At 70.0% G+C, this 21,792-nt stretch carries 23 protein-coding genes; 11 read left to right on the top strand and 12 right to left on the bottom strand.

Features of this window, described 5'->3' with window-relative positions:
- The first annotated feature begins 12 nt into the window (after positions 1–12).
- Positions 13–723: a TIGR03089 family protein gene (locus A5767_RS21775; RefSeq protein ID WP_006550195.1), complete on the top strand. Its 711-nt coding sequence runs from the start codon at positions 13–15 to the stop codon at positions 721–723.
- Here A5767_RS21775 and A5767_RS21770 read toward each other — a convergent pair.
- The 7 genes from A5767_RS21770 to A5767_RS21740 form a co-directional block, all read right to left on the bottom strand.
- Positions 701–1,054 (bottom strand): hypothetical protein, encoded by a 354-nt coding sequence (locus A5767_RS21770; RefSeq protein ID WP_442978770.1) that lies wholly within the window; start codon positions 1,052–1,054, stop codon positions 701–703. The genes A5767_RS21775 and A5767_RS21770 overlap by 23 nt on opposite strands.
- A 254-nt stretch (positions 1,055–1,308) precedes the next feature.
- Entirely contained in the window at positions 1,309–3,753 is a 2,445-nt protein-coding gene (locus A5767_RS21765) for an FtsX-like permease family protein (protein WP_064853129.1), read from the bottom strand.
- Positions 3,750–4,535 carry an ABC transporter ATP-binding protein gene (locus tag A5767_RS21760; protein ID WP_064853128.1) on the bottom strand — a complete coding sequence of 262 codons (786 nt, stop codon included), beginning with the start codon at positions 4,533–4,535 and terminating at the stop codon, positions 3,750–3,752. The genes A5767_RS21765 and A5767_RS21760 overlap by 4 nt, the downstream gene beginning before the upstream one ends.
- Before the next feature lie 112 nt (positions 4,536–4,647).
- Positions 4,648–5,376: a response regulator transcription factor gene (locus A5767_RS21755; RefSeq protein WP_006550191.1), complete on the bottom strand. Its 729-nt coding sequence runs from the start codon at positions 5,374–5,376 to the stop codon at positions 4,648–4,650.
- A 1-nt stretch (position 5,377) separates the two neighbouring features.
- Positions 5,378–6,568: a sensor histidine kinase gene (locus A5767_RS21750; RefSeq protein ID WP_064853127.1), complete on the bottom strand. Its 1,191-nt coding sequence runs from the start codon at positions 6,566–6,568 to the stop codon at positions 5,378–5,380.
- A gap of 12 nt (positions 6,569–6,580) precedes the next feature.
- The gene (gene purE / locus A5767_RS21745; protein ID WP_019288515.1) at positions 6,581–7,093 is read right to left on the bottom strand and encodes a 5-(carboxyamino)imidazole ribonucleotide mutase; all 513 of its coding nucleotides are present in this window, start codon (positions 7,091–7,093) and stop codon (positions 6,581–6,583) included.
- Positions 7,086–8,360 (bottom strand): 5-(carboxyamino)imidazole ribonucleotide synthase, encoded by a 1,275-nt coding sequence (locus A5767_RS21740; protein ID WP_033097087.1) that lies wholly within the window; start codon positions 8,358–8,360, stop codon positions 7,086–7,088. The genes purE and A5767_RS21740 overlap by 8 nt, the downstream gene beginning before the upstream one ends.
- A gap of 156 nt (positions 8,361–8,516) precedes the next feature.
- Here A5767_RS21740 and A5767_RS21735 point away from each other — a divergent pair, with 156 nt between their 5' ends.
- On the top strand, positions 8,517–9,050 hold the full coding sequence (locus A5767_RS21735) for a GtrA family protein (RefSeq protein WP_024101520.1): 534 nt from the start codon (positions 8,517–8,519) through the stop codon (positions 9,048–9,050).
- A 12-nt stretch (positions 9,051–9,062) separates the two neighbouring features.
- Here A5767_RS21735 and A5767_RS21730 read toward each other — a convergent pair whose 3' ends face one another.
- The 4 genes from A5767_RS21730 to A5767_RS21715 form a co-directional block, all read right to left on the bottom strand.
- Entirely contained in the window at positions 9,063–10,370 is a 1,308-nt protein-coding gene (locus tag A5767_RS21730; protein ID WP_064853126.1) for a sensor histidine kinase, read from the bottom strand.
- A gap of 10 nt (positions 10,371–10,380) precedes the next feature.
- Positions 10,381–11,064, bottom strand: coding sequence for a response regulator transcription factor (locus A5767_RS21725; RefSeq protein WP_024101522.1), 684 nt, complete (start codon positions 11,062–11,064; stop codon positions 10,381–10,383).
- 117 nt (positions 11,065–11,181) lie between these two features.
- A complete protein-coding gene (locus A5767_RS21720) occupies positions 11,182–11,751 on the bottom strand; it encodes a PH domain-containing protein (protein WP_006550184.1) in 570 nt (189 codons plus the stop codon).
- Between the two features lie 55 nt (positions 11,752–11,806).
- Positions 11,807–12,652 carry a biotin--[acetyl-CoA-carboxylase] ligase gene (locus A5767_RS21715; protein WP_019288519.1) on the bottom strand — a complete coding sequence of 282 codons (846 nt, stop codon included), beginning with the start codon at positions 12,650–12,652 and terminating at the stop codon, positions 11,807–11,809.
- Positions 12,653–12,768: 116 nt separating this feature from the next.
- On the opposite strand from A5767_RS21715, the gene A5767_RS21710 reads away from it, so the two are divergent.
- The 3 genes from A5767_RS21710 (at position 12,769) to A5767_RS21700 (ending at position 15,556) form a co-directional block, all read left to right on the top strand.
- The gene (locus tag A5767_RS21710; RefSeq protein WP_019288520.1) at positions 12,769–14,409 is read left to right on the top strand and encodes an acyl-CoA carboxylase subunit beta; all 1,641 of its coding nucleotides are present in this window, start codon (positions 12,769–12,771) and stop codon (positions 14,407–14,409) included.
- A gap of 156 nt (positions 14,410–14,565) precedes the next feature.
- Positions 14,566–14,892, top strand: a complete 327-nt coding sequence (locus A5767_RS21705; RefSeq protein ID WP_006550181.1) for an acyl-CoA carboxylase subunit epsilon — start codon at positions 14,566–14,568, stop codon at positions 14,890–14,892.
- A 1-nt stretch (position 14,893) separates the two neighbouring features.
- Positions 14,894–15,556, top strand: a complete 663-nt coding sequence (locus tag A5767_RS21700) for a Maf family protein (protein WP_064853125.1) — start codon at positions 14,894–14,896, stop codon at positions 15,554–15,556.
- Between the two features lie 13 nt (positions 15,557–15,569).
- On the opposite strand, the gene A5767_RS21695 is transcribed toward A5767_RS21700, so the two are convergent.
- Positions 15,570–15,986: a group III truncated hemoglobin gene (locus tag A5767_RS21695; RefSeq protein WP_019288521.1), complete on the bottom strand. Its 417-nt coding sequence runs from the start codon at positions 15,984–15,986 to the stop codon at positions 15,570–15,572.
- Positions 15,987–16,048: 62 nt separating this feature from the next.
- On the opposite strand from A5767_RS21695, the gene A5767_RS21690 reads away from it, so the two are divergent.
- The 6 genes from A5767_RS21690 (at position 16,049) to A5767_RS21665 (ending at position 21,791) form a co-directional block, all read left to right on the top strand.
- A complete protein-coding gene (locus tag A5767_RS21690) occupies positions 16,049–16,942 on the top strand; it encodes a sulfurtransferase (RefSeq protein WP_024101525.1) in 894 nt (297 codons plus the stop codon).
- Positions 16,939–17,352, top strand: a complete 414-nt coding sequence (locus tag A5767_RS21685; RefSeq protein WP_006550177.1) for a SufE family protein — start codon at positions 16,939–16,941, stop codon at positions 17,350–17,352. The genes A5767_RS21690 and A5767_RS21685 overlap by 4 nt, the downstream gene beginning before the upstream one ends.
- A gap of 7 nt (positions 17,353–17,359) precedes the next feature.
- Entirely contained in the window at positions 17,360–18,820 is a 1,461-nt protein-coding gene (locus A5767_RS21680; RefSeq protein WP_064853124.1) for a condensation domain-containing protein, read from the top strand.
- A gap of 120 nt (positions 18,821–18,940) precedes the next feature.
- Positions 18,941–20,731 carry an acetyl/propionyl/methylcrotonyl-CoA carboxylase subunit alpha gene (locus A5767_RS21675; RefSeq protein WP_006550175.1) on the top strand — a complete coding sequence of 597 codons (1,791 nt, stop codon included), beginning with the start codon at positions 18,941–18,943 and terminating at the stop codon, positions 20,729–20,731.
- 128 nt (positions 20,732–20,859) lie between these two features.
- A complete protein-coding gene (locus A5767_RS21670) occupies positions 20,860–21,237 on the top strand; it encodes a DUF1707 SHOCT-like domain-containing protein (RefSeq protein WP_064853123.1) in 378 nt (125 codons plus the stop codon).
- A gap of 119 nt (positions 21,238–21,356) precedes the next feature.
- Positions 21,357–21,791, top strand: a complete 435-nt coding sequence (locus A5767_RS21665; protein WP_039584911.1) for a DUF1707 SHOCT-like domain-containing protein — start codon at positions 21,357–21,359, stop codon at positions 21,789–21,791.
- Position 21,792 lies beyond the last annotated feature (1 nt).

The following is a 21,792-nucleotide window of genomic DNA, read 5'->3' as shown; positions in this document are numbered from 1 at the left end:
AAGAAGGACATCGTGACCACCCTGACCGACGCACTGCTCGACCCGATCCTCGCCGAAGATCCGGCGGGTCCGCGGATCACCTGGTACGACGACGCGACCGGCGCGCGGATCGAACTGTCGGCGCTCACCCTCGCCAACTGGGCTGCCAAGACGGCCAATATGATTCGCGACCAGTTCGGAGTCCTTCCGGGAGGTCGGGTGGCGGTGCTGCTTCCCGCCCACTGGCAGAGCGCCGCGGTCCTGCTGGGCGTGTGGTGGGCAGGGGCCGAGGTCGTCCTCGACGCCGACCCGGATGCCGATCTCGCTCTCGTCACCCCCGACCGGTTGGACGAGGTCGACACGGTTGCCGAGGTCGCGGCGTTGTCGCTCGACGCCTTCGGTGCCCCCGTGCGCGACCTGCCGCCAGGGATCACGGACTATGCGACGGACGTGCGGATGCACGGCGACCAGTTCCGATCCTCCGGTGCGGGCGACGCGGTGCTCGCCGGACGTTCGCAGTCGGACGTGCTCGCTGCCGCCACGGAGTCGGCGTCGGCGGCGGGTATCGGCAGCGGCGACCGCGTGTTGTCGTCCCGGTCCTGGTCGCAGCCCGACGCTCTCGTCGCCGGACTGCTCGCGGTGCTCGCGGCCCGGGCGTCGCTGGTACAGGTGAGCAATCCCGACCCGGAGGCCACCGAACGCCGCGTCGCGAGCGAGAAGATCACGGTTCGTCTGGACGGGTGATCCCGCGCTCCGCGCGGTAGCCGCCATCGGCGAGTCCCGCCTCGATCTCGAACCTGTTGCGGGACCCCGGGTTGCGGAGTTCCTCCCACAGATAACGCACCGCGAAGCCGATGCCGTAACGGGCCCACTGGTCCGCGTGCACGGATTCGTGGCGCAGCAGCGCCCGCGTCGGTGGCCTACGGGTGAGGAAGACACCGCCGACGGTGGTGCCGCCGCGCGCGAAGCCACCGCGCATACCGCTGCAGACGAACAAGCCGAACTCGTCGTCGAAGGACACCGAGCCGCCCCAGGCCCTGCCCCACACCGTCGCGAGCGCGGTGACGAACCGCACCGACGGGACCCCGCGCGACACCCGTATCGCCCTGGCACGCTTCCGGCCCCGTCCCGACACGGCTCGAGCCTACGCCGACTCGATCGGTCCGATCCTCTGCCGACTTCGTCGGCCTGATTCTCTGCCGACTTCGTCGGCCTAGTTCTCGGCCGGTCGTCTCGAACCGCCGATTCGACGACGAACGCCCCCGAGCCGCGGAAGGACTCGGGCGCGTTCCGGTCGACCGGGAGTACCGTCGGGCGGAGGACCGACCGTCACCCCGCCATCGCCGCGACCGGCGACACCCGGCTCGCGCGCTGGGCGGGGACGAGCGAGGCGACGACGCCCGCCACACCGCCCACCAGGACGATCGCCGCGAGCTGCCACCACGGCACCGAACCTGGTGCGATGTGGCCCGGGCCGATCACCGAGGCCGTGCCGGCCGCCCCGAGCAGCAGGCCGAGCACCACGCCGAGCAGCGACGCCACGCCGGCTATGATCGACGCCTCCCGCACCAGCAGACTCCGCACACCGGCCCGCGAGAGACCCACCGAGCGCAGCATCGCGGTCTCCCGACGCCGCTCGAGCACCGACAACGCCATCGTGTTGCCCACGCCGATCAGGGCGATCACCACGGCCACGGACAGCAGCCCCCCGACGATCAGCAGCATCGTGTCGAGGATCTTCTCGAGCATCTGCCGCATCTGCACCGCACCGACCACCTCGCTGCCCGGAACCTCGGCCGCGGCGATCCGCGACAGGTCGTCGGAGACGGCGACGAGGTCCTCGTCCGACAGTCCCCGATCGAGTTTCAGCCACACGGTATCCGCCGTGACGGGACCGGCGACGGCGGTCAGGTCGCTCCACTCGATCATGTCGGGCATCCCCGGCTCGGTCGTGGCGACGGTCAGCTCGCGGGTGCCCACCGGGCCGCCGACGGTGACGACGGCTCCGTCGTCCACGCCCACCGACCTCGCCAGAGAGCGTTCGAGCACGATCGTCCCGGCCTCGGGCAGGCGCACGTCGGTCCGGACGGTCGAGGCCATCGCCGCGGGATCGACGCCGAGGACCGACGCCTCCGTGCCACCGATCGTGAGGTCGACGGTCGCGAGCTCGGCGCCGCTGCTCACCCGCTCGACCGCCGTCAGCCGCTCGGTCACCTCCGGGGCGAGCCCGTCGCGTTCGGGCGCGGTCACGGCCATGTCGACGGGGAACTGCTCGTCGATCACGTCCGGCGCCCCGGCCTCGAGCGTGCCGATCCCCACGACGAGGGTCGAGGTCAACGTCACCCCGATGAACAGCGCGGTGGCCGTCGACGCGGTGCGGCGCGGATTGCGCCGCGCGTTGCCGGCAGCGAGCACCGCGAGCGGACCACCGGTACGGGCGAGCACGTCCCCCACCGCACCGACCGCGGCGGGCACGAGACGGCGGGAGGCGAGCACCACACCGACGAACAGCAGCAGCCCCCCGGGGCACGCGACGAGCACGTTCGCCATGACCACCCCGAGAGCGAGCAGTGCCGTGCCCCCGACGATCGCCAGCGCGGCACAGATGCGGCGCACCCACGAATCGCGCACCGGTTCGGGGCGGGTCTCGAGGGGCTGCAGGGCCGCGAGCGCCCGCACGCGGGTCGCCGCCCGCGCGGCACCGTTCGCGGCGACCACCGTCATGCCCGTTCCCACGATCAGACCCGCGATCACCGTGGTGGCCGTCACCGAGACCGACGTGAGCGGGATCGGGGCGTCCACGGCCCGCGCCGCGGACACCACGGCCGCGGCGAGTCCGGACCCGCCGAGCACGCCGAGGACGGCCGCGACGAGGCCGACGACGAACGCCTCACCGCGGACACTGCGGCGGACCTGGGTGGACGTCACGCCCACGCAGCGCATCAGGGCCAGTTCGCGGGTGCGCGCGGCGAGCAGGACGGAGAAGGTGTTGGCGATGACCAGGCCGGCCACGACCACCGAGATCGCCGCGAAGCACAACAGGACGTTGCGCAGCAGGGCGACGTCCCCGACGTAGTGGTCGGCGACCGCCGTGGCGCGATCGGCACCCGGCACGACGTCGACGCCCGACACCGGCGCGAGTGCCGCTCGCACGGCGTCGGCGTCACCGACTGCACGGACCTCCCAGTCCGTCGTGTCCCCGGACCACGACCGCACCTGCGCGGCGTCGCCGAAGACCGATCCCGGGCTCAGGGCGAGCGGTGATCCGTCGAGATCGACGACACCGACGACCTCCACGGTGGTCGGGGGGACAGAACCCGTCGGGCCGGCGACGGTGATCTCGTCACCGATCGCCCGGCCGGACGACGAGCCGACGGCGACCTCACCCGGGTTCGACGGCCAGCGTCCGTCCCCGAGCTGCTGCCACCGCAGGGCGCCCTCGGGTGCGATGCTCGTCGCGGTGCCGTTCGAGGACGACCCGTCGGCTCCGATCAGCCGGACGGGACCGCTGACGTCGAGCGCCGCCGCCTCGACGCCCGGTGTCGTGGCGACCAGCGCGAGCACCTCGTCGGGTGCGACGGTGGAGTCGGCGGGAAGAGCGACTGCCGCGACCCCCTCATACCGGGCCGCCATGGATTTCGAGACCGACGCACTCACCGTGTCGCCGAGCACGAGGGTGGTGACGACGAACGCGACCGCGACGAAGACCGCCAGCACGGAGGCGACGTACCGCCCCCGATGGGCGCGGGCCTGGGCCAGGACGAGATGCCTCATCGGACCGGCACCACCGTTCGGGAGGTGCGCAGGTCGCGCATCGCATCGATCACCGAATCCGCTGTGGGTTGCGCGATCTCACCGGCGAGCCGGCCGTCGGCGAGCAGCACCACCCGATCGGAGTAGGAGGCCGCGACCGGATCGTGCGTCACCATCACCACGGTCTGACCGGTCTCCCGCACGCTCGACCGGAGCATCGAGAGCACCTCCCCGCCGGACTGCGAGTCGAGGTTTCCGGTGGGTTCGTCGGCGAAGATCACGTCGGGCTGCGGCAGGAGCGCCCGCGCGACGGCGACGCGTTGCTGCTGACCGCCGGACATCTCGTGGGGAAGGTGGTCGAGCCGGTCGGTCAGACCGAGCCGGCCGGTCACCTCGTCGAACCACTCGGGCGTCGGGCGCGAGCCGGCCAGCCGCATCGGCAGCAGGATGTTGTCGCGGGCGGTGAGCACGGGCAGCAGATTGAACGCTTGGAAGACGAATCCGATGCGGTCGCGGCGCAGTTCGGTGAGCACCGCATCGGGGGCGGTGCTGATCTCGACGTCGGCGCGGCGGCCGTCGCCGTGGAGAATCACGCGCCCGGAATCGACACCGTCGAGACCGGCGAGGGTGTGCATGAGCGTCGACTTGCCGGATCCGGACGGTCCCATGATCGCGGTGAAGCGTCCCCGCGCGAAGGCGACGGACACCCCGTCGAGGGCACGCACCTCGGCGTCGCCGCGCCCGTAGATGCGGGCGACCCCCTGAGCCGAACATGCGGGTACGAAAGAGCTGATCGAAGTCATGCTTCGACGCTAGAAACGATGCGGCGCACGCACATCGACCCGCGAGTCGATCTTCGTCGCCCCGGTGTCCTACCCGGGGAGGACCGGTCGTCTCCGGGATGGCACCACGGTCCTACTCCCCCGAGCCGAGCAGATCGTCGGGATGCACGAGACCGGCTCGGAAGGCGAACAGCACCGCCTGCACGCGGTCGCGCGATCCCGTCTTCGCCAGCACCCGGCCCACGTGGGTCTTGACGGTCGTCTCGGAGAGCACGAACCGCTCGGCGATCTCCCCGTTGGTCAGGCCGTGTGCCATCGCGACGAGCACCTCGAGTTCGCGCGGAGTCAGATCCTCGGGCACCGCGACCGGCACCGCGCGCCGCTCCGCACCGTCGAGCAACGGCGAGACGTGGTGCAGCAGTGAGCGGGTGGCGCGCGGGGCCATCACGGCGTCACCGCGGTGCACCGTCCGTACCGCGGCCAGCAGGTCCTCGGGCGGCGCGTCCTTGAGCAGGAAGCCGCTCGCACCGGCGGCGATCGCCTGGACGATGTAGTCGTCGTTGTCGAAGGTTGTGAGCACCACGACCTTCGGCGCGTCGGCCGAGCGCAGCAACGACCGCGTCGCCGAGATCCCGTCGACCCGCGGCATCTGCACGTCCATCAGCACGACGTCCGCGCGGACCCGTTCGAGTTCGGCGACGGCGGCCTCGCCGTCGGACGCCTCGACGACGACCTCGATGTCCGGCTGCGATTCGAGCACCATGCGGAAACCGGCGCGCACGAGTTGCTGGTCGTCGACGAGCCCGATACGGATGGTCGTGTCGGATCGGGTGTCGCGGGCGGGTTCGGTCACGGACGCCACCCTAGGGGGAGACCGCCGGTGCGGGCAGTTCGGCACGGACCCGGTAGCCGCCACCGTCCCTCGGACCGGCCGCCGCGCGACCGCCGTGCAGCCGGGCCCGCTCCTCGATACCGGTCAGCCCCTGCCCACCCGGGCGGGCCTCGACGAGCGCCGCCGCTCCCCTGCCGTCGTCGACGATCTCGACGACGAGCGTGTCGGGCCGCCAGTCGAGACGGACGTGGGTGCGGGCGCGGGGACCCGCGTGCTTGAGGACATTGGTGAGCGATTCCTGCACGATCCGGTAAACCGACAGCCCCAGTCCCTCGGGCACCTCGCGGCTCTGCCCGTCGACCGAGAACTCGACCTCGAGCCCGCTCGTGCGCATCTGCTCGACGAGCGCCGGCACGTCGCCGACGCCTGGTGTGGTGGTGAACTCGCGCGGCGTGTCCTCACGGAGCACCGACAGCAACCCGCGCATGTCGGTCAACGCGCGACGCCCGGTCTCGGCGATGGTGGTCAACGCCCCTGCGGCCGCCTCCGGGTTCGTCGCGGCGGCGTAGCGACCACCGTCGGCCTGCGCGATGATCGCCGTGAGCGAGTGCGCGACGATGTCGTGCATCTCCCGGGCGATGCGGGTGCGCTCCTGGGTGGCGGCCAGTTCGGCCTCCTTGAGGCGTTCGAGTTCGAGCAACCGGTTGCGCTCGGTGAGCGAATCCATCTCGCGCAAACGCAACCCGCGGACCCGGCCGAACGCCCACACACCAGCGAGCAAGACCGCGACGAAGGTGGCCGTCACGAACGCTTCGAGCGCGGTGCGGCCGTCGTAGCCGAAATAGAGCACTCCGGCGAGTGCGCCCCCAACCACCGCGACGGGCAGCGCGGTGTTGGCGGCCCACCGCGGAGCGTAGGCGGCGAGCGCGTACACCGCGATCGGTACCGCGATCGCCGCGATCGGCAGGACCTCCGGCAGGACGAGCAGGTGCGCGTAGGCGGCGAGCGCGACGAGCGAACCCGCCACCACCGGGCGGGTCCTGCGCCAGTCCAGCGGCAGCGTGAGCGCGAGGGTGACGAACAGACCCGCCACCGATCGCGCGTCCGCCACGTGCAGGGCGACCCCGAACAGGGCGAGCACCGCGGCCAACGCCCCGTCGATCACTCCGGTGTGCCCGCGGGCCCACCGGTTCCAGCGTTCGAGCAGCGGGGTCGTCTGCACGGCGACGCTCCGTCAGCCGAGCAGCTTCTGCCGCAGCGCCTCGTCCTTCTCGAGCACCATCTGCTCGAGACCCGCCTGGAACTTCTCCATCTGCTCGCGCAGCGCCGGATCGGAGGCACCGAGGATGCGCGCGGCGAGCAGACCCGCGTTGCGGGCGCCGCCGATCGAGACGGTGGCGACGGGGACACCGGCGGGCATCTGCACGATCGACAGGAGCGAGTCCATACCGTCGAGGTACTTCAGCGGCACCGGAACGCCGATCACCGGCAGCGGGGTCGCCGAGGCGACCATGCCGGGTAGGTGGGCGGCGCCGCCGGCGCCCGCGATGATGACCTTGATCCCGCGGCCGGCGGCGTCCTTGGCGTAGTCGAGCATCCGCTGCGGCGTGCGGTGCGCCGAGACGACACCCACCTCGAAGCGGATCCCGAACTCGACCAGCGCCTCGGCCGCGGCCTGCATGGTCGGCCAGTCCGAGTCGCTGCCCATGATCAGGCCGACCTGTGCACCCTGTGCCACGTCACTCACCGATTTCTCCCGTGTGTTCGTTCCAACCGTCGGTCCACACCGCGTGCGAGAGCCAGTGCGCCGCGCGTTCCGCGCGTTCGCGCACGGCGGCGACGTACTCGGGATCGTCGATCGACCCGGACGGCGCGCCGAGCACGTTGACGTGGCCGATCTTGCGGTCCTTGCGCTCACCCTTGCCGTAGAGGTGCACGTGCACGTCGGGCATCCGGGCGAACAGGTGGTGCAGTCGCTCGTCCATGCTCATCGCCGGCGCCTCGGGCGCGCCGAGCACGTTCGCCATCACCGTCACCGGCGCGATCGGGCTCGTGTCGCCGAGCGGGTAGTCGAGCACGGCGCGCAGGTGCTGTTCGAACTGGCCGGTGCGGGCACCGTCCATGCCCCAGTGACCGGAGTTGTGCGGACGCATCGCCAGTTCGTTGACGATCAGCTCACCGGAGCGCGTCTCGAACAGCTCGACCGCCATGACACCGACGACGCCGAGCTCACCGGCGATGCGCAGCGCGAGCTGCTCGGCGGCGGTGGCGACGTCCTCGGGCAGGTTCGGGGCGGGTGCGATGACGACGGCGCACTGGCCGTCGCGCTGGACGGTCTCGACGACCGGCCACGACGCGCCCTGGCCGAACGGGGACCGCGCGACCATCGCCGACAGCTCGCGCGTCCACTCGACCTTCTCCTCGGCGAGGAGCGGGACACCGGCAGCCAGCTGGTCGGCGACGACCCGCTCGAGTTCGGCGTGGTCGTCGAGAATCCACACGCCACGGCCGTCGTAGCCACCGCGTGCGGCCTTGAGCACGTACGGATCGCCGAGCGCGTCGAGGGCGGCGCGGGCATCCTCGACGGAGGTGATCTCCGCGAACTTCGGCATCGGTGCGCCGAGCTCACCGAGCCGCTTGCGCATCGCGATCTTGTCCTGGGCGTAGATCAGGGCCTGCGGGGGCGGCAGCACCGCGACGCCTTCGCGCTGCAGGACCTCGAGATGTTCGGTCGGGACACCCTCGTGATCGAAGGTCAGCGCGTGCGCGCCGGTCGCGGCGCGGCGGAGGGCGTCGAGGTCGTCATGGCTGCCGAGCACCACATTCGGGCTGACCTGCGCGGCGGGTTCGTCGGCGCTCCCGGCGAGGACGCGGAGCGTCTGGCCGAGCGCGATCGCCGCCTGATGGGTCATCCGCGCGAGCTGTCCACCACCGATCATCGTGACGACCGGCATGCCCGTCGTCAGGGTGCGGGGCGTATCGGATCTGGGGGACGATTCAGGTCTGCCTGTCACGGCTGTCCATGGTGTCACAGCATGTCGTGACGTCGTTCCGCTGCTCCCCCGCCGAGCGTCGAGGGACCTTCCACCGGCCCGCCCAGCGGTGTGGGAATGCCGACATGTGCGGTCGGGTTTCGGAAATTCACCTCTTCGTTTCGTACACTTCTCCAAGTGACAATCGTCGATGAAGCGTTGAGCAGAGTTCCCCAGCCTTTCCGGGGGCTGTTGCTCCGGCATCGCGAATTGATCAAATTCGCCATCGTCGGCGGCACCACCTTCGTGATCGACTCGGCGATCTTCTACACGCTCAAGCTCACAGTTCTGTCCGAGAAGCCGGTGACCGCCAAGATCATCGCCGGTGTCGTCGCGGTGATCTGCTCGTACATCCTCAACCGCGAATGGTCTTTCCGTAATCGCGGCGGTCGCGAGCGCGCCCACGAGGCGTTCCTGTTCTTCTTCGTCAGCGGTATCGGCGTCGTGCTCTCGTTCATCCCGCTATGGATCTCGAGTTACGTCTTCGACCTGCGCGTACCCGAGGTGAGCCTCGCGACGGAGAACATCGCCGACTTCGTCAGCGCGTACATCATCGGCAACCTGCTGCAGATGATCTTCCGCTTCTACTGCTTCAAGAAGTTCGTCTTTCCGGAGGAGATGGTCCCGGACGCTCCCCTGGGCGAGCCCAGCGAGCAGCTCGACCGCTCCTGACGGGAAGAAGGTCTAGCGGGGTTCGCGCGTGCCGGTCGGCGTACAGGTGTCCCGATCGCGGGGCGCGCCGAGGAACAGCGCAAACAGTGCCGGCCGGCGTCGCTGCAGTTCGAGTCGACCGCCGTCGGCCTCCGCGAGGGCACGTGCGAGCGCCAGTCCCACCCCGGTCGACCCGCCCCCGGAGAAGCCGCGGTCGAAGACGTACGGCGCGACCTCGTCGCTGACACCCTCTCCCTCGTCGGCCACCTCGACACACACCGTGACGTCGCCGCGGGTCGCGACCTGCCGCACCGAGACCGTGCACGTGCCTCCTCCGTGCACGAGCGCGTTGTCGACCAGCACCGCCACCGCCTCACGCAACCGCGAACCGGTCACCGCCGCCCGCAACGACGGATCGCCGCGCAACACCAGCTCCCGTCCCGCCTCCTCGTAGGGACCGCGCCAGTCGGCGACGACACCGGTGAGTTCGCCGACCACCGAGACGTCGGTGCGCTGGTCGGCACTGCTGTCGCGGGACTGGCGCACGAGACCGTCGATCGCGGTGGTCAGCCGGTCCACCTGTGCCATGGCCGCCTCGGCCTCCTCCACCACGGCAGGATCCTCGTGGGTGGACAACTCGTCGAGCCGCAGCCGGATCGCGGTCATCCGGGAGCGGAGCTGATGCGAGACGTCGCCGACGAGCGCGTGCTCGCGCTGCAGGCGGTGCGAAATCTCGACGGCGGCCGAATCCAGCACGTCGGAGACGCGATCGAGTTCGGGGATACCGTGCCGCCGGACCACCGGGCGGAAGTCGCCCTCGGCGAGACGGGCCGCCCGGTTCGCCACGTCGCGCAGCGGGTCGGCGAGTCTTCGGGCGGTCGCCACCGCGACCAGCGCCCCGGCCGCGACGGACAGCAGCACCAGCAGGCTCACCGCGGCGAGCACCTGCTGCTGCAGAGTTCGCATGCTCTCCGAGGGCACCTCGATGAGCAGCGAGCCGGACGTCCCCATCGACAACGACTCGACGATCGACGCCCCGAGCACCGGCGTGCCGATGTCCAGCCGCGCCGCGACGTTCTCGGGTGTCGGGTAGACCACGACAGCCCGCCCGTCGGTGGGGACGAGCAGACGCAGGGAACTCGTGTCGAGACCACCGACGACGAATCCGTCGGTGCCCTCCTGGGCGATGATCTCGTCGGCCATGCGTTCGAGCCGGTTCTGCAGGTCGCGGCGGGCGGTGTCCTCGACGAACAGGAACGCCGTGTAGGCCAGCGGAATGCCGAGCAACAGCGCGACGAGCAGCACGGTCGCCAGGACGGCGTTGAGGATGCGGCTGCGCACGCCGGAGACGCTAGTCGGTGTTCAGCCGGAAACCGACACCGCGCACCGTGGCGATGCGACGTTCCCCGGCCGGCCCCTCGTCGCCGATCTTGCGGCGCAACCACGACATGTGCATGTCGAGCGTCTTCGAACCGCGCAGGTCGGCGTCGCCCCACACCTCCTCGAGGATCGCGTCGCGGGAGACGACCTGCCCCGCGTGCTCGAGCAGCACACGCAGGAGCTCGTACTCCTTGTTGGCGAGCGTCACCTCGGAGCCGTCCACGAGGACACGGCGCGCGGCACGTTCGAGCCGGATCCCGGCGACGTCCACGATGTCGTCGTTCTCCGGGCCGCCGCGCCGGCGCAACAGCGCGCGCACACGCGCCATGAGCTCAGCGAGACGGAACGGTTTGCCGACGTAGTCGTCGGCGCCGGCATCGAGACCGACGACGAAGTCGACCTCGTCGGTGCGGGCGGTGAGCATGAGCACGGCCAGATCGGAGCGGCTCGCCCGGATCTGGCGACACACTTCGAGTCCGTCCATCCCAGGTAGACCGAGGTCGAGGATGAGCAGTTCGAACCTGCCCGACAGTGCCTGTTCGAGCGCGGCCGGACCGTTGTCCTCGACGGTCACGTCGTACCCTTCGCGTCCCAGCGCGCGGGACAGCGGTGCAGCGATTGCGTCGTCGTCTTCGGCGAGTAGAACGGCAGTCACCACGCCAGCGTACGGATCGCGGTTCGCTTTGTCGGGATTACCGGCGGGTCGTGTCGGCGCACCTGCGACTCGCGTCGGCGCACCTACGACTCGCGTCGGCGCACCTGCGACTCGCGGTCACCACCCCTTGCGGTGCTCATGCCCGTGCTCGTCGCGCCGGTAGCGGGTGGTGTGACGGTCACCGGGGCGCTGGTTCTGCGCGTCGAAGGCCTGCCGGTAGAGCAGGGCGTGCACCTGCTGGACGTCAGGGATGTCGTCGAACTCGATGGGATCGTCGGCGGCGGACACCACGACGAGCGTGCCGGTCCGGAGCATCCGGTCGACGAGGCCGTGCCGGAACTGGACGTTGCTGATCCGGCCCATCGGGATGTCGATACCCGTGTGGGTGAGGACACCGGTGCGGACGAGGACGCGCCGGTCGGTGACGATGAAGTGCGTGGTGAGCCACCCGACGAAGGGAGGGACGCACCGCCAGCCGACGAGGCCGATCCACGCCGCGGCCACGGCGAGGCCACACCAGGTCGCGGCGGCACCGTCGAGCCGCGCCTGGACGAGTCCCACCAGGAAACCGGCGGCCATCGTCGACACGAGGAAGGTGGCCGTCGGCAGTACGAGAGACTTCCAGTGCGGATGCCGGTGCAGCAGCAACTCTTCCTCGGGTGCGAGGGCGTCCTCCGGGTATCCCATACCGCCCACGATGGCATATGTCGGTCTTGTACCGATGCGAGCAGTCGCAGGGTGCTCAGACCGGTCGCAGATGTGTGATGTCGCCCGCAGCGACCGCCACGGACTCTTCCCCGCCGTCGGGGCGGATCACGATCCGTCCCTGGTCGTCGACGTCGGTCGCGACGCCGTGCAGTTCGGTGTCGCCGGGCAGGATCGCACGGACGCGCTGCCCGACCGTGCCGCATCGTTCGCGGTAGGCCGCGGCGAGTTCGGTGGTGTCCCATCCCGCCCGGGCCCACGCCCGGATCCGCTCGCCGAAGCCGGCGAGCAGCGCCTGCGCGAGCGGCGTGCGATCGAGTTCGGTGGCGTCCTCGAGCAGCAGCGAGGTGGCGGTGGGGACGGGCAGTTCGTCGCGTCCGAGGGTGGCGTTGATGCCGATGCCAGCGACGACCGTGGGCACCGGCGAGGTGGCCGCGACCTCCACGAGGATCCCGGCGAGCTTGCGTCCGTCGACGAGGACGTCGTTGGGCCACTTCAGTTGTGCCGCAACGCCGGTCACGGATCGCACAGCGTCGACGGCGGCGATGCCGCACAACAGCGGGAGCCAACCGAGGTTCTGCAGCGGGCACTCGGGCAGCCGCAGCAGGACCGACACGATGACCTGCGCGCCGGGCACACCGTTCCAGGTGCGGGAGTGGCGACCGCGGCCGCCGTGCTGGAACTCGGCGAGCAGCACGCGACGGTCGTCGCCGGTCGCGGCGACGGCGAGCAGATCCGCGTTCGTCGAGGCCGTGTCGGCGACGACGTCGAGACGTGTGTAGAAACCTTCGCGCTCGACGCCGACGAGGGCATCGCGCAACGCCGCCTCGTCGAGCGGTGTGCGGAGGGCGAGGAGATCGGTCGTGGGCCGGTCGGATGCCATGTACACAGCCTAAAGTGGGCCTTCGCCACCTACCCGCCGGTAGGTCCGGAGCGGTGGTCCGGCCTTCGGGACCTCGATGCAGCGGCCTTGTATGACGATCGCTAAGCTGACTGGCCATGACCACTGTCCAGGAGCCGTCCGCGCCCGAGGCGGCGAGTACGCCCGATATCCACACCACCGCCGGCAAGCTGGCCGACCTGCGCAACCGTCAAGCACAGGCCAAGGTCCCGGTCGGTGAGGCCGCAGTCGAGAAGGTTCACGCCAAGGGCAAGCTGACCGCTCGCGAGCGCATCCAGGCGCTCCTCGACGAAGGATCGTTCGTCGAACTCGACGCCCTCGCTCGCCACCGCAGCACCAACTTCGGCCTGGCCGACAACCGTCCGCTCGGCGACGGCGTCGTCACCGGCTACGGCACGATCGACGGCCGCGACGTCTGCGTTTTCTCGCAGGACGCCACCGTCTTCGGCGGCAGCCTCGGCGAGGTCTACGGCGAGAAGATCGTCAAGGTCATGGACCTGGCCCTCAAGACCGGCCGTCCGCTGATCGGCATCAACGAAGGCGCCGGCGCGCGCATCCAGGAAGGTGTCGTCTCCCTCGGTCTCTACGGTGAGATCTTCCACCGCAACGTGCAGGCCTCCGGTGTCATCCCGCAGATCTCGCTGATCATGGGCCCAGCGGCCGGTGGTCACGTCTACTCCCCCGCTCTCACCGACTTCGTCGTGATGGTCGACCAGACCAGCCAGATGTTCGTCACCGGCCCGGACGTCATCAAGACCGTCACCGGCGAGGACGTCACGATGGAGGACCTCGGCGGCGCCCACACCCACATGGTCAAGTCGGGTGTCGCGCACTACGTCGCCGACGGCGAGCAGGACGCCCTGGACTACGTCAAGGACCTGCTGTCCTACCTGCCGAGCAACAACCAGGCCGCTGCACCGCGCCTCGCGCCGAGCGACCCGATCGAGGGTGCGATCGAGGACTCCCTCACCGCCGAGGACATCGAGCTCGACACGCTCATCCCGGATTCACCGAACCAGCCGTACGACATGCACGAGGTCATTCGTCGCCTGCTCGACGACGACGAGTTCCTCGAGGTCCAGGCCGAGCGCGCGAAGAACATCATCGTCGGCTTCGGGCGCGTCGACGGCCGCAGCGTCGGCATCGTCGCCAACCAGCCCACGCAGTTCGCCGGCTGCCTCGACATCGACGCGTCCGAGAAGGCCGCGCGCTTCGTCCGCACCTGCGACGCGTTCAACGTGCCGATCATCACGCTCGTCGACGTTCCCGGCTTCCTGCCCGGCACCGAGCAGGAGTACAACGGCATCATCCGCCGCGGCGCCAAGCTGCTCTACGCCTACGGCGAGGCGACCGTCGGCAAGATCACGGTCATCACCCGCAAGGCCTACGGCGGCGCGTACGACGTCATGGGTTCCAAGCACATGGGTGCCGACGTCAACCTCGCATGGCCCACCGCGCAGATCGCCGTCATGGGTGCCTCCGGCGCCGTCGGCTTCGTCTACCGCAAGCGCCTGCTCGAGGCCGCCAAGAACGGTCAGGACGTCGACGCGCTGCGCCTCGAGCTGCAGAACGAGTACGAAGACACCCTGGTGAACCCGTACGTCGCCGCCGAGCGCGGTTACGTCGATGCGGTGATCCCGCCGTCGCACACGCGCGGACAGATCGTCTCCGCGCTGCGCCTGCTCGAGCGGAAGATGGTTTCGCTCCCGCCGAAGAAGCATGGAAACATTCCGCTGTGACGCTCGGCGGCAGGACCGGGCGCAGCTCGGTCCTGCCGCGACCGTACGGCGTAGCACGTCGCCGACGACGTGCGATGAACCCGAGAGAGGGATCGACATGACAGCGACCCGGTGGGCATCCGATGCCTGTGTGGACGCGTACCCGGGGGGTGCCCTGTGACAGCGACGGCAGAGGACAAGATCATCACCGAGTTCGAGGTCGAAGAGCAGCCGCCCGCGGTCGAGGCCACGGCCGCCGACGACGCGACCGAAGCCGCCCAGGAGAGCACCGCGGTCGCCGAAACCGCGGCTGCCATCCGCATCGTCAAGGGCAACCCCGCCGACGAGGAGATCGCGGCTCTCGTCGCCGTGCTCGCCGCTGCCGCTGCGTCGGCGGGCGACGAGGTGGTCGACACCCGGCCGCCCGAGACCTGGGGCGATCCGACGCGGACGCACCGGCAGTGGGCGCCGTTCTCGCCGTATTCGTACCCGAACCGCGGCTGACATGCCCCGGCTCGTTCTGGCCTCGGCTTCACCCGCCCGCCTCGCGGTTCTCCACGCGGCGGGCGTGAAGCCGTTGGTGCAGGTGTCGGAGGTCGACGAGGACGCGCTCATCGCGTCCCTCGGCCCCGGCACGCCGCCGGCACAGGTGGTCACCGAGCTTGCCCGCGCCAAGGCCACCGACATCCTGCCCGTCCTGCGCGAGCAGAAGCTGCGCGACGCCGTCGTCATCGGCTGCGACTCGATGCTGCTGATCGACGGCGCTCTGCAGGGCAAGCCCGGCACCGTCGAGGCGGCCCGCGAGCGCTGGCGGGCGATGGCCGGCCGCAGCGGCGAGCTGCTCACCGGTCATGCCGTGCTCCGTCTCCGCGACGACGAGGTCGTCGCGGAGGCCGCCGACCACAGCGGCACCGTGGTGCACTTCGGCATCCCCACGGACGAGGAACTCGAGGCCTATCTCGACAGCGGTGAGCCGCTCGAGGTGGCCGGGGCCTTCACGCTCGACGGTCACGGGGGCTGGTTCGTCGAGGGCGTCGAAGGCGATCCGTCGTCGGTGATCGGCATCGGGCTCCCGCTGGTGCGGCGCCTCCTCGCCGAGGTCGGCATCTCCGTCGCCCGGTTGTGGGCCGAGAACGCCGCGATCCCCGTCGAGGCGCTCGAGAACTGAGCCGTACCCGGCACTATCGGGCCGTGCCGCCGTACAAGGTCTTCTGCAACGAGCCCACCATCGCCTCGGCCTTGGTCTTCGCACGTTCGGCATCCACGCCGTGGAACATCTCGTCCACGGTCCCGCACCACAACTGCAACCACCGCTCGAACCGGGCGGGGGTCAGTCCGTGGTGTCCGTGCAGCGCCCGGTGCACCGGCACGAACGCTCCGCGATAGCGGGTGGTGCGGAAGAGGATCTGCTCCCAGAAGTCGCCGACCACCACCAGATGGTCGTCGAGTCCGATCACGGCGAGGACGTCGAAGGCCGGCGCGAGCACGGGATCGTCGAGGGCCCGTTCGTAGAACCGCCGGACCAGCAGGTCGATGTGCTCCCGCGATGCGAGCTCGACCGGGGCCGGCCGGTCGCCGTGGGTGTCACTGCGGGTCACGTCCCGTCACGGTACCGCCTAGAATCGACGGCGCACCTGCCACCACAGCCTCAGGAGCCCATGTGCCCGTCGCACCCGATAGCAACCCTTCGTTCGCGGTATACGCCGATCCCAACCGTCTCGTGTCGACGGAGTGGTTGTCCGCTCATCTCGGTCATCCCGAAGTGAAGGTCGTAGAGTCCGACGAGGACGTCCTGCTCTACGACGTGGGGCACATCCCCGGTGCGGTGAAGATCGACTGGCATCTCGATCTCAACGACCCCGTCACCCGCGACTACATCGACGGCGAGCAGTTCGCCGCGCTCATGGATCGCAAGGGCATCCGCCGCACCGACACCGTGATCATCTACGGCGACAAGTCCAACTGGTGGGCCGCCTACGCACTGTGGGTCTTCACCCTCTTCGGCCACGAGGACGTCCGCCTGCTCGACGGTGGGCGCGACGCGTGGATCTCCGAGAACCGCGACACCACCCTCGACATCCCCGCCGCCACGACGAGCGGTTACCCGGTCGTCGAGCGCAACGACGCCCGGATCCGCGCATTCAAGGACGATGTCCTCGCGCACCTGGGCAAGGGCCCGCTGGTCGACGTGCGGTCGCCGCAGGAGTACACCGGCGAGCGCACCCACATGCCCGACTACCCGGAGGAAGGCGCCCTGCGCGGTGGCCACATCCCCACCGCGGTGTCGATCCCGTGGGCGAAGGCAGCGGCGCCCGACGGCCGGTTCCGTGCGCGGCCCGAACTCGAGGAGATCTACGGCGACATCGACCAGGACGCCGACGTGATCGCCTACTGCCGGATCGGCGAGCGCTCGAGCCACACCTGGTTCGTCCTCACCTACCTGCTCGGATACTCGAACGTGCGCAACTACGACGGTTCGTGGACCGAGTGGGGCAACGCCGTCCGCGTGCCCATCGCCAAGGGCGACGAGCCCGGAGAAGCGCCGGCCGCATGAGCATTCCCGCCCCCCTCGCCGAGATCGTCGACGACTTCGCTGCCGTCGAAGGTCAGGACAAGCTGCAGTTGCTTCTCGAATTCAGCCGCGAGCTCCCGCCGCTTCCCGCCGAACTCGAGGAAGCGGCGATGGAGCCGGTGCCCGAGTGCCAGTCGCCGCTGTTCCTGTCCGTCGACGCATCCGACCGGTCGCAGGTGAAGCTCCACTTCAGCGCACCCGCCGAAGCCCCGACCACCCGCGGATTCGCATCGATCCTGCAGCAGGGACTCGACGGTCTCAGCGCACAGGAGATCCTCGACGTGCCCGACGACTTCTATGCCTCGCTCGGTCTCGCCGAGGCGGTCAGCCCGCTGCGGCTGCGAGGGATGAGCGCGATGCTCACGCGCATCAAGCGGCATCTCCGAACCTGACGCGGTCATGGAGTTCACCGAGCTCGCCGACTACCGGATCCCCCCGGGCGTTCTCACCGAATGGCTGCCGTGTGCGGCCGAGGACGACTGGCGCGAGGACCCTCGTCCCGCCTCGTACATCCACGAGGCGCATCTCAGGCGCACCTCGGGGGTCCGGTACGGCGGGGGCCGCGACTCCTGGCTCGGCACGGCCTTCGAGGTCCCCGGGCCCCTCGACACCGAGCGGTTCCGGCGGGCCCTGCAGCGCTGGATCGATCGGCACGAACCGCTGCGCAGCCACGCGCACCTCGACGAGGAGCAGAGCGGCGGCGGTCTGGTGCGGCGCACCGCTCCCCCCGGCCGGGTGTCGGTGCGACCCATCCGGCACGATCCCGCCGATCCCGACACCATCCACGAGCACCTGCTCGGTCTGTTCGACGACTACACGACCCCGCACTTGTGGCCGTCCTACGTCTTCGCGACGCTCGAGCGGACACCGGACGGGGATCCCGACAGCGCAGAAAGCGCGAAGGACACCGACGAGCGGTTCACAGTCTTCTTCGGCGCCGACCACTCCATCATCGACGGGTACTCGGTGGTGCTCGTGGCGCACGAGATCTCGGCGCTCTACGAGGAGGAGCGCACCGGTCGCGCCGCCGACCTGTTCCCGGTGGGCAGCTACATCGACTTCGGCGCCGCCGAACGCGACGAGTCCGCGCATCTCGACGACGACGACGAGGCCGTGCAGATCTGGCGGCGGACCCTCACCGAATGCGGCGGCGAACCGCCCGCCTTCCCCCTCCCGATCGGGGCTCGACCCGCGCACGCCACACCCCAGCAACGACTGTCGGAACGCTGGTTCGACGACGACGAGGCGAGCGCCTTCTCCGCATGCTGCCGACGCGCCGGGACGGGATTCTTCGCCGGCGTGCTGGCGTGCTTCGGCCGGGCGACGGCCGAACTCACCGGTGCGGATCGGTTCCGGACCGTCGCGCCCGCGCACACCCGCGCCGGGCCGATCTGGGCGGGTTCGCTCGGATGGTTCGTCGGCCTGCGTCCGATCGATCTGAAACTCACGGACACAACGGATTTCGATACCCTGGCGATGCGGGCCGGCGACGAACTGCACCGCACCCGCGCGAGCGCACGAGTGCCGTTCGCGCGGGTGGGCGAACTCCTCGGCGTGCCCATCCGTCCACGTTTCGTCGTCTCGTACATGGACGTGCGGTTCGTACCGATGGCCGCCCAGTGGCCCGAATGGAACGCTCAGGCGCTGCGCAGCCGCAGCTTCACCCACGACGTCTACGTCTGGATCAACCGCACGCCCGAGGGTGTGAACATGTCGGCGCGATTTCCAGACAATACGGTCGCGGACAAGAACGTCCCGAGCCTTCTGACGCGCACCCGCGAACTGATGCACGAGGTCGCGGTGGGTGGACCGTGGATCGCACGGCCGGAAACGGCGGCAGTCCCACCTACCGGTGAGTAGCATTGTGCGCTCGAACGGCCGCCGTAATGTATACGGGCATCCGGTTACATCGTCGATCCGAATGGCGCTTAGACTGCCCGTCGACGGAAATAACCTAACGATCGATCAACAGGAGGCTCCGTGCCCAGTCATGCCAGCGCGCAGATCACGAAGGTGCTCGTCGCGAATCGCGGCGAAATCGCTGTGCGGGTCATCCGAGCCGCCAAGGACGCAGGCTACGGCAGTGTCGCCGTCTACGCCGAACCGGACGCAGACGCACAGTTCGTGAAGCTCGCCGACGAGGCGTTCGCACTGGGCGGCAACACCTCGGCCGAGTCCTACCTGGTGTTCGACAAGATCCTCGACGCCGCGGCCAAGTCCGGCGCCGACGCCATCCACCCCGGCTACGGCTTCCTCTCCGAGAACGCCGACTTCGCCCAGGCCGTGATCGACGCCGGCCTCATCTGGATCGGCCCCTCGCCGCAGTCCATCCGCGACCTCGGCGACAAGGTCACCGCCCGCCACATCGCCGAGCGCGCCAAGGCTCCGATGGCGGCCGGCACCAAGGACCCGGTCAAGAACGCCGACGAGGTCGTCGAGTTCGCCGAGAAGTACGGCGTGCCGGTCGCGATCAAAGCCGCCTTCGGCGGTGGTGGACGCGGCATGAAGGTCGCGCAGACCATCGAGGAGATCCCCGAACTGTTCGAGTCGGCCACCCGTGAGGCCGTCGCCGCCTTCGGTCGCGGCGAGTGCTTCGTCGAGCAGTACCTCGACAAGGCCCGCCACGTCGAGGCCCAGGTCATCGCCGACCAGCACGGCAACGTCATCGTCGCCGGCACTCGCGACTGCTCGCTGCAGCGCCGCTTCCAGAAGCTCGTCGAGGAGGCCCCCGCGCCGTTCCTGACCGACGAGCAGCGCAAGCGCATCCACGACTCCGCCAAGGCCATCTGCCGCGAGGCCGGTTACTACGGCGCCGGCACGGTCGAGTACCTCGTGCAGGGCGACACCGTCTCCTTCCTCGAGGTCAACACCCGCCTGCAGGTCGAGCACCCGGTCACCGAGGAGACCGCCGGCATCGACCTCGTGCGTCAGCAGTTCCGCATCGCCAACGGCGAGAAGCTCGAGCTCACCGAGGACCCGACCCCGCGCGGCCACTCCTTCGAGTTCCGCATCAACGGTGAGGACGCCGGTCGCGGCTTCCTCCCCGCTCCCGGCCCGATCACCGTCTACAAGGAGCCCACGGGCCCCGGCGTGCGTGTCGACTCGGGTGTCGTCGCCGGCGACGTCATCGGCGGCCAGTTCGACTCGATGCTCGCCAAGCTGATCGTCACCGGTGAGACCCGCGAGCAGGCGCTGCAGCGTGCTGCCCGCGCGCTGGCCGAGTTCGAGGTCGAGGGCCTGGCCACGGTCATCCCGTTCCACCGCCACATCGTCGAGAACCCGGCGTTCGTGGGCGACGGCGAGAAGTTCGACGTCTACACCAAGTGGATCGAGAACGAGTGGGACAACACCATCGAGCCGTACACCGGTGGTGCCCCGATCGAGGACGAGGACGAGGCCCTGCCGCGGCAGAACGTCGTCGTCGAGGTCGGCGGACGCCGCGTCGAGGTGTCGCTGCCCGGGCAGTTCTCGCTCGGCGGTAACGGCGGCGGCGCCGGCGTGATCCGCAAGAAGCCCAAGCCCCGCAAGCGCGGTGGCGGCGGCGCCGGCAAGGCGTCGGGCGACGCGGTGACCGCACCCATGCAGGGCACCGTCGTCAAGGTCGCGGTCGCCGAGGGCCAGGAGGTCGCCGAGGGCGAGCTCATCGCCGTGCTCGAGGCCATGAAGATGGAGAACCCGGTCAACGCCCACAAGGCGGGCGTCGTCACCGGCCTCGCGGTCGAGCCGGGTGCCGCGGTCACCCAGGGCACCGTGCTCACCGAGATCAAATAGGACCCCGCCCGAGCAACGCTCGAGCAGTACGGCCGACGGTCCCCCGCATCGCTCACGATGCGGGGGACCTCGCCGTATCGGGCCCCCGTGACCGGCTCATGCGCGCGAAAAACCACTAGCCTGGAGTCATGGCCGACCGCCCCGACATCCGCATCGGCACCGCCGAGCGTGAAGAAGCCGTAGCGCTGCTCGGCGAGCACTTCGCCGCGGGCCGTCTCAGCCTGGCGGAATTCGACGAGCGGGTCGCACTCGCCACGCAGGCCACGGTGCGTGGCGACCTGATCCCCTTGTTCGCCGACCTGCCCTCGGCGCCGGCCGCGATGGCCACCACCGGGCCACGCGATCTGGCGGAACAGCTGCTCACGTTGGTTCCGTTCATCCTGGTCGCGCTGCTCGTGATCGTCGTCTTCCGGCACCCGATCGCGCTGCTCATCGCCTTCGGTGTGCTGTTCGTCGCGGGTCACCGGGCCTACCGGCTCCTCGGCGAGGGCCGCGGGCCGTCCTGACCTCGCGGTACCCGGCCGCGTCCTTCTGCTGTTGCAGAGATCCTGTAGCGGATATCACAGCTCTTCGAGAGGTGCCCGTGGCTGTTGCCGGTCCGACGGCACAGGTTAGTGTGGCCGGCATGCCCGAACACCCCGACGTCCGGATCGGCAACGCAGAACGCAGTGAGGCTCTCGACCTGCTCGGCGAGCACTTCGCGCTCGGCCGGCTGACGCTGTCGGAGTTCGACGAACGCAGCGCGATGGCGTCGGCGGCCGGGACGCGCGGTGATCTCGACGTGCTGTTCACCGACCTGCCCGCCCACCTCACCGATAGCTCGGCCACGACCCGGGACGATCTTCCGGTGATCATCCCGAAGAGGGATCCCGAGCGGTGGCGCGAGGTCGTGATGGGCCTGACGCCGCTGGTCGCGCTCGTGCTGTTCTTCACCTTCGACACGTGGTTGTTCTTCCTGCTGATCCCCGCCGTGGGCATCGTCCTGTTCGCCGGTCGCGATCGGGACGGGCACAGCACCGACGACGCCGACACCCACCGCGGTGAGAAGAAGAACGCCTGAA

This window comes from Rhodococcus sp. 852002-51564_SCH6189132-a (assembly GCF_001665495.1).
GTDB classification, from domain to species: Bacteria; Actinomycetota; Actinomycetes; order Mycobacteriales; family Mycobacteriaceae; genus Rhodococcus; species Rhodococcus pyridinivorans.
The sequence above is the reverse complement of the archived record's forward strand: the minus strand, read 5'-3'. Positions and strand labels throughout refer to the sequence as shown.

Coding starts and splice junctions, on each gene's coding strand:
- A5767_RS21715 (WP_019288519.1), bottom strand. CDS start 12,652: ATGGCATCCGACCGGCCCACGACCGATCTCCTCGCCCTCCGCACACCG.
- A5767_RS21720 (WP_006550184.1), bottom strand. CDS start 11,751: ATGGGATACCCGGAGGACGCCCTCGCACCCGAGGAAGAGTTGCTGCTG.
- A5767_RS21665 (WP_039584911.1), top strand. CDS start 21,357: ATGCCCGAACACCCCGACGTCCGGATCGGCAACGCAGAACGCAGTGAG.
- A5767_RS21710 (WP_019288520.1), top strand. CDS start 12,769: ATGACCACTGTCCAGGAGCCGTCCGCGCCCGAGGCGGCGAGTACGCCC.
- A5767_RS21765 (WP_064853129.1), bottom strand. CDS start 3,753: ATGAGGCATCTCGTCCTGGCCCAGGCCCGCGCCCATCGGGGGCGGTAC.
- A5767_RS21760 (WP_064853128.1), bottom strand. CDS start 4,535: ATGACTTCGATCAGCTCTTTCGTACCCGCATGTTCGGCTCAGGGGGTC.
- A5767_RS21670 (WP_064853123.1), top strand. CDS start 20,860: ATGGCCGACCGCCCCGACATCCGCATCGGCACCGCCGAGCGTGAAGAA.
- A5767_RS21685 (WP_006550177.1), top strand. CDS start 16,939: ATGAGCATTCCCGCCCCCCTCGCCGAGATCGTCGACGACTTCGCTGCC.
- A5767_RS21700 (WP_064853125.1), top strand. CDS start 14,894: ATGCCCCGGCTCGTTCTGGCCTCGGCTTCACCCGCCCGCCTCGCGGTT.
- A5767_RS21680 (WP_064853124.1), top strand. CDS start 17,360: ATGGAGTTCACCGAGCTCGCCGACTACCGGATCCCCCCGGGCGTTCTC.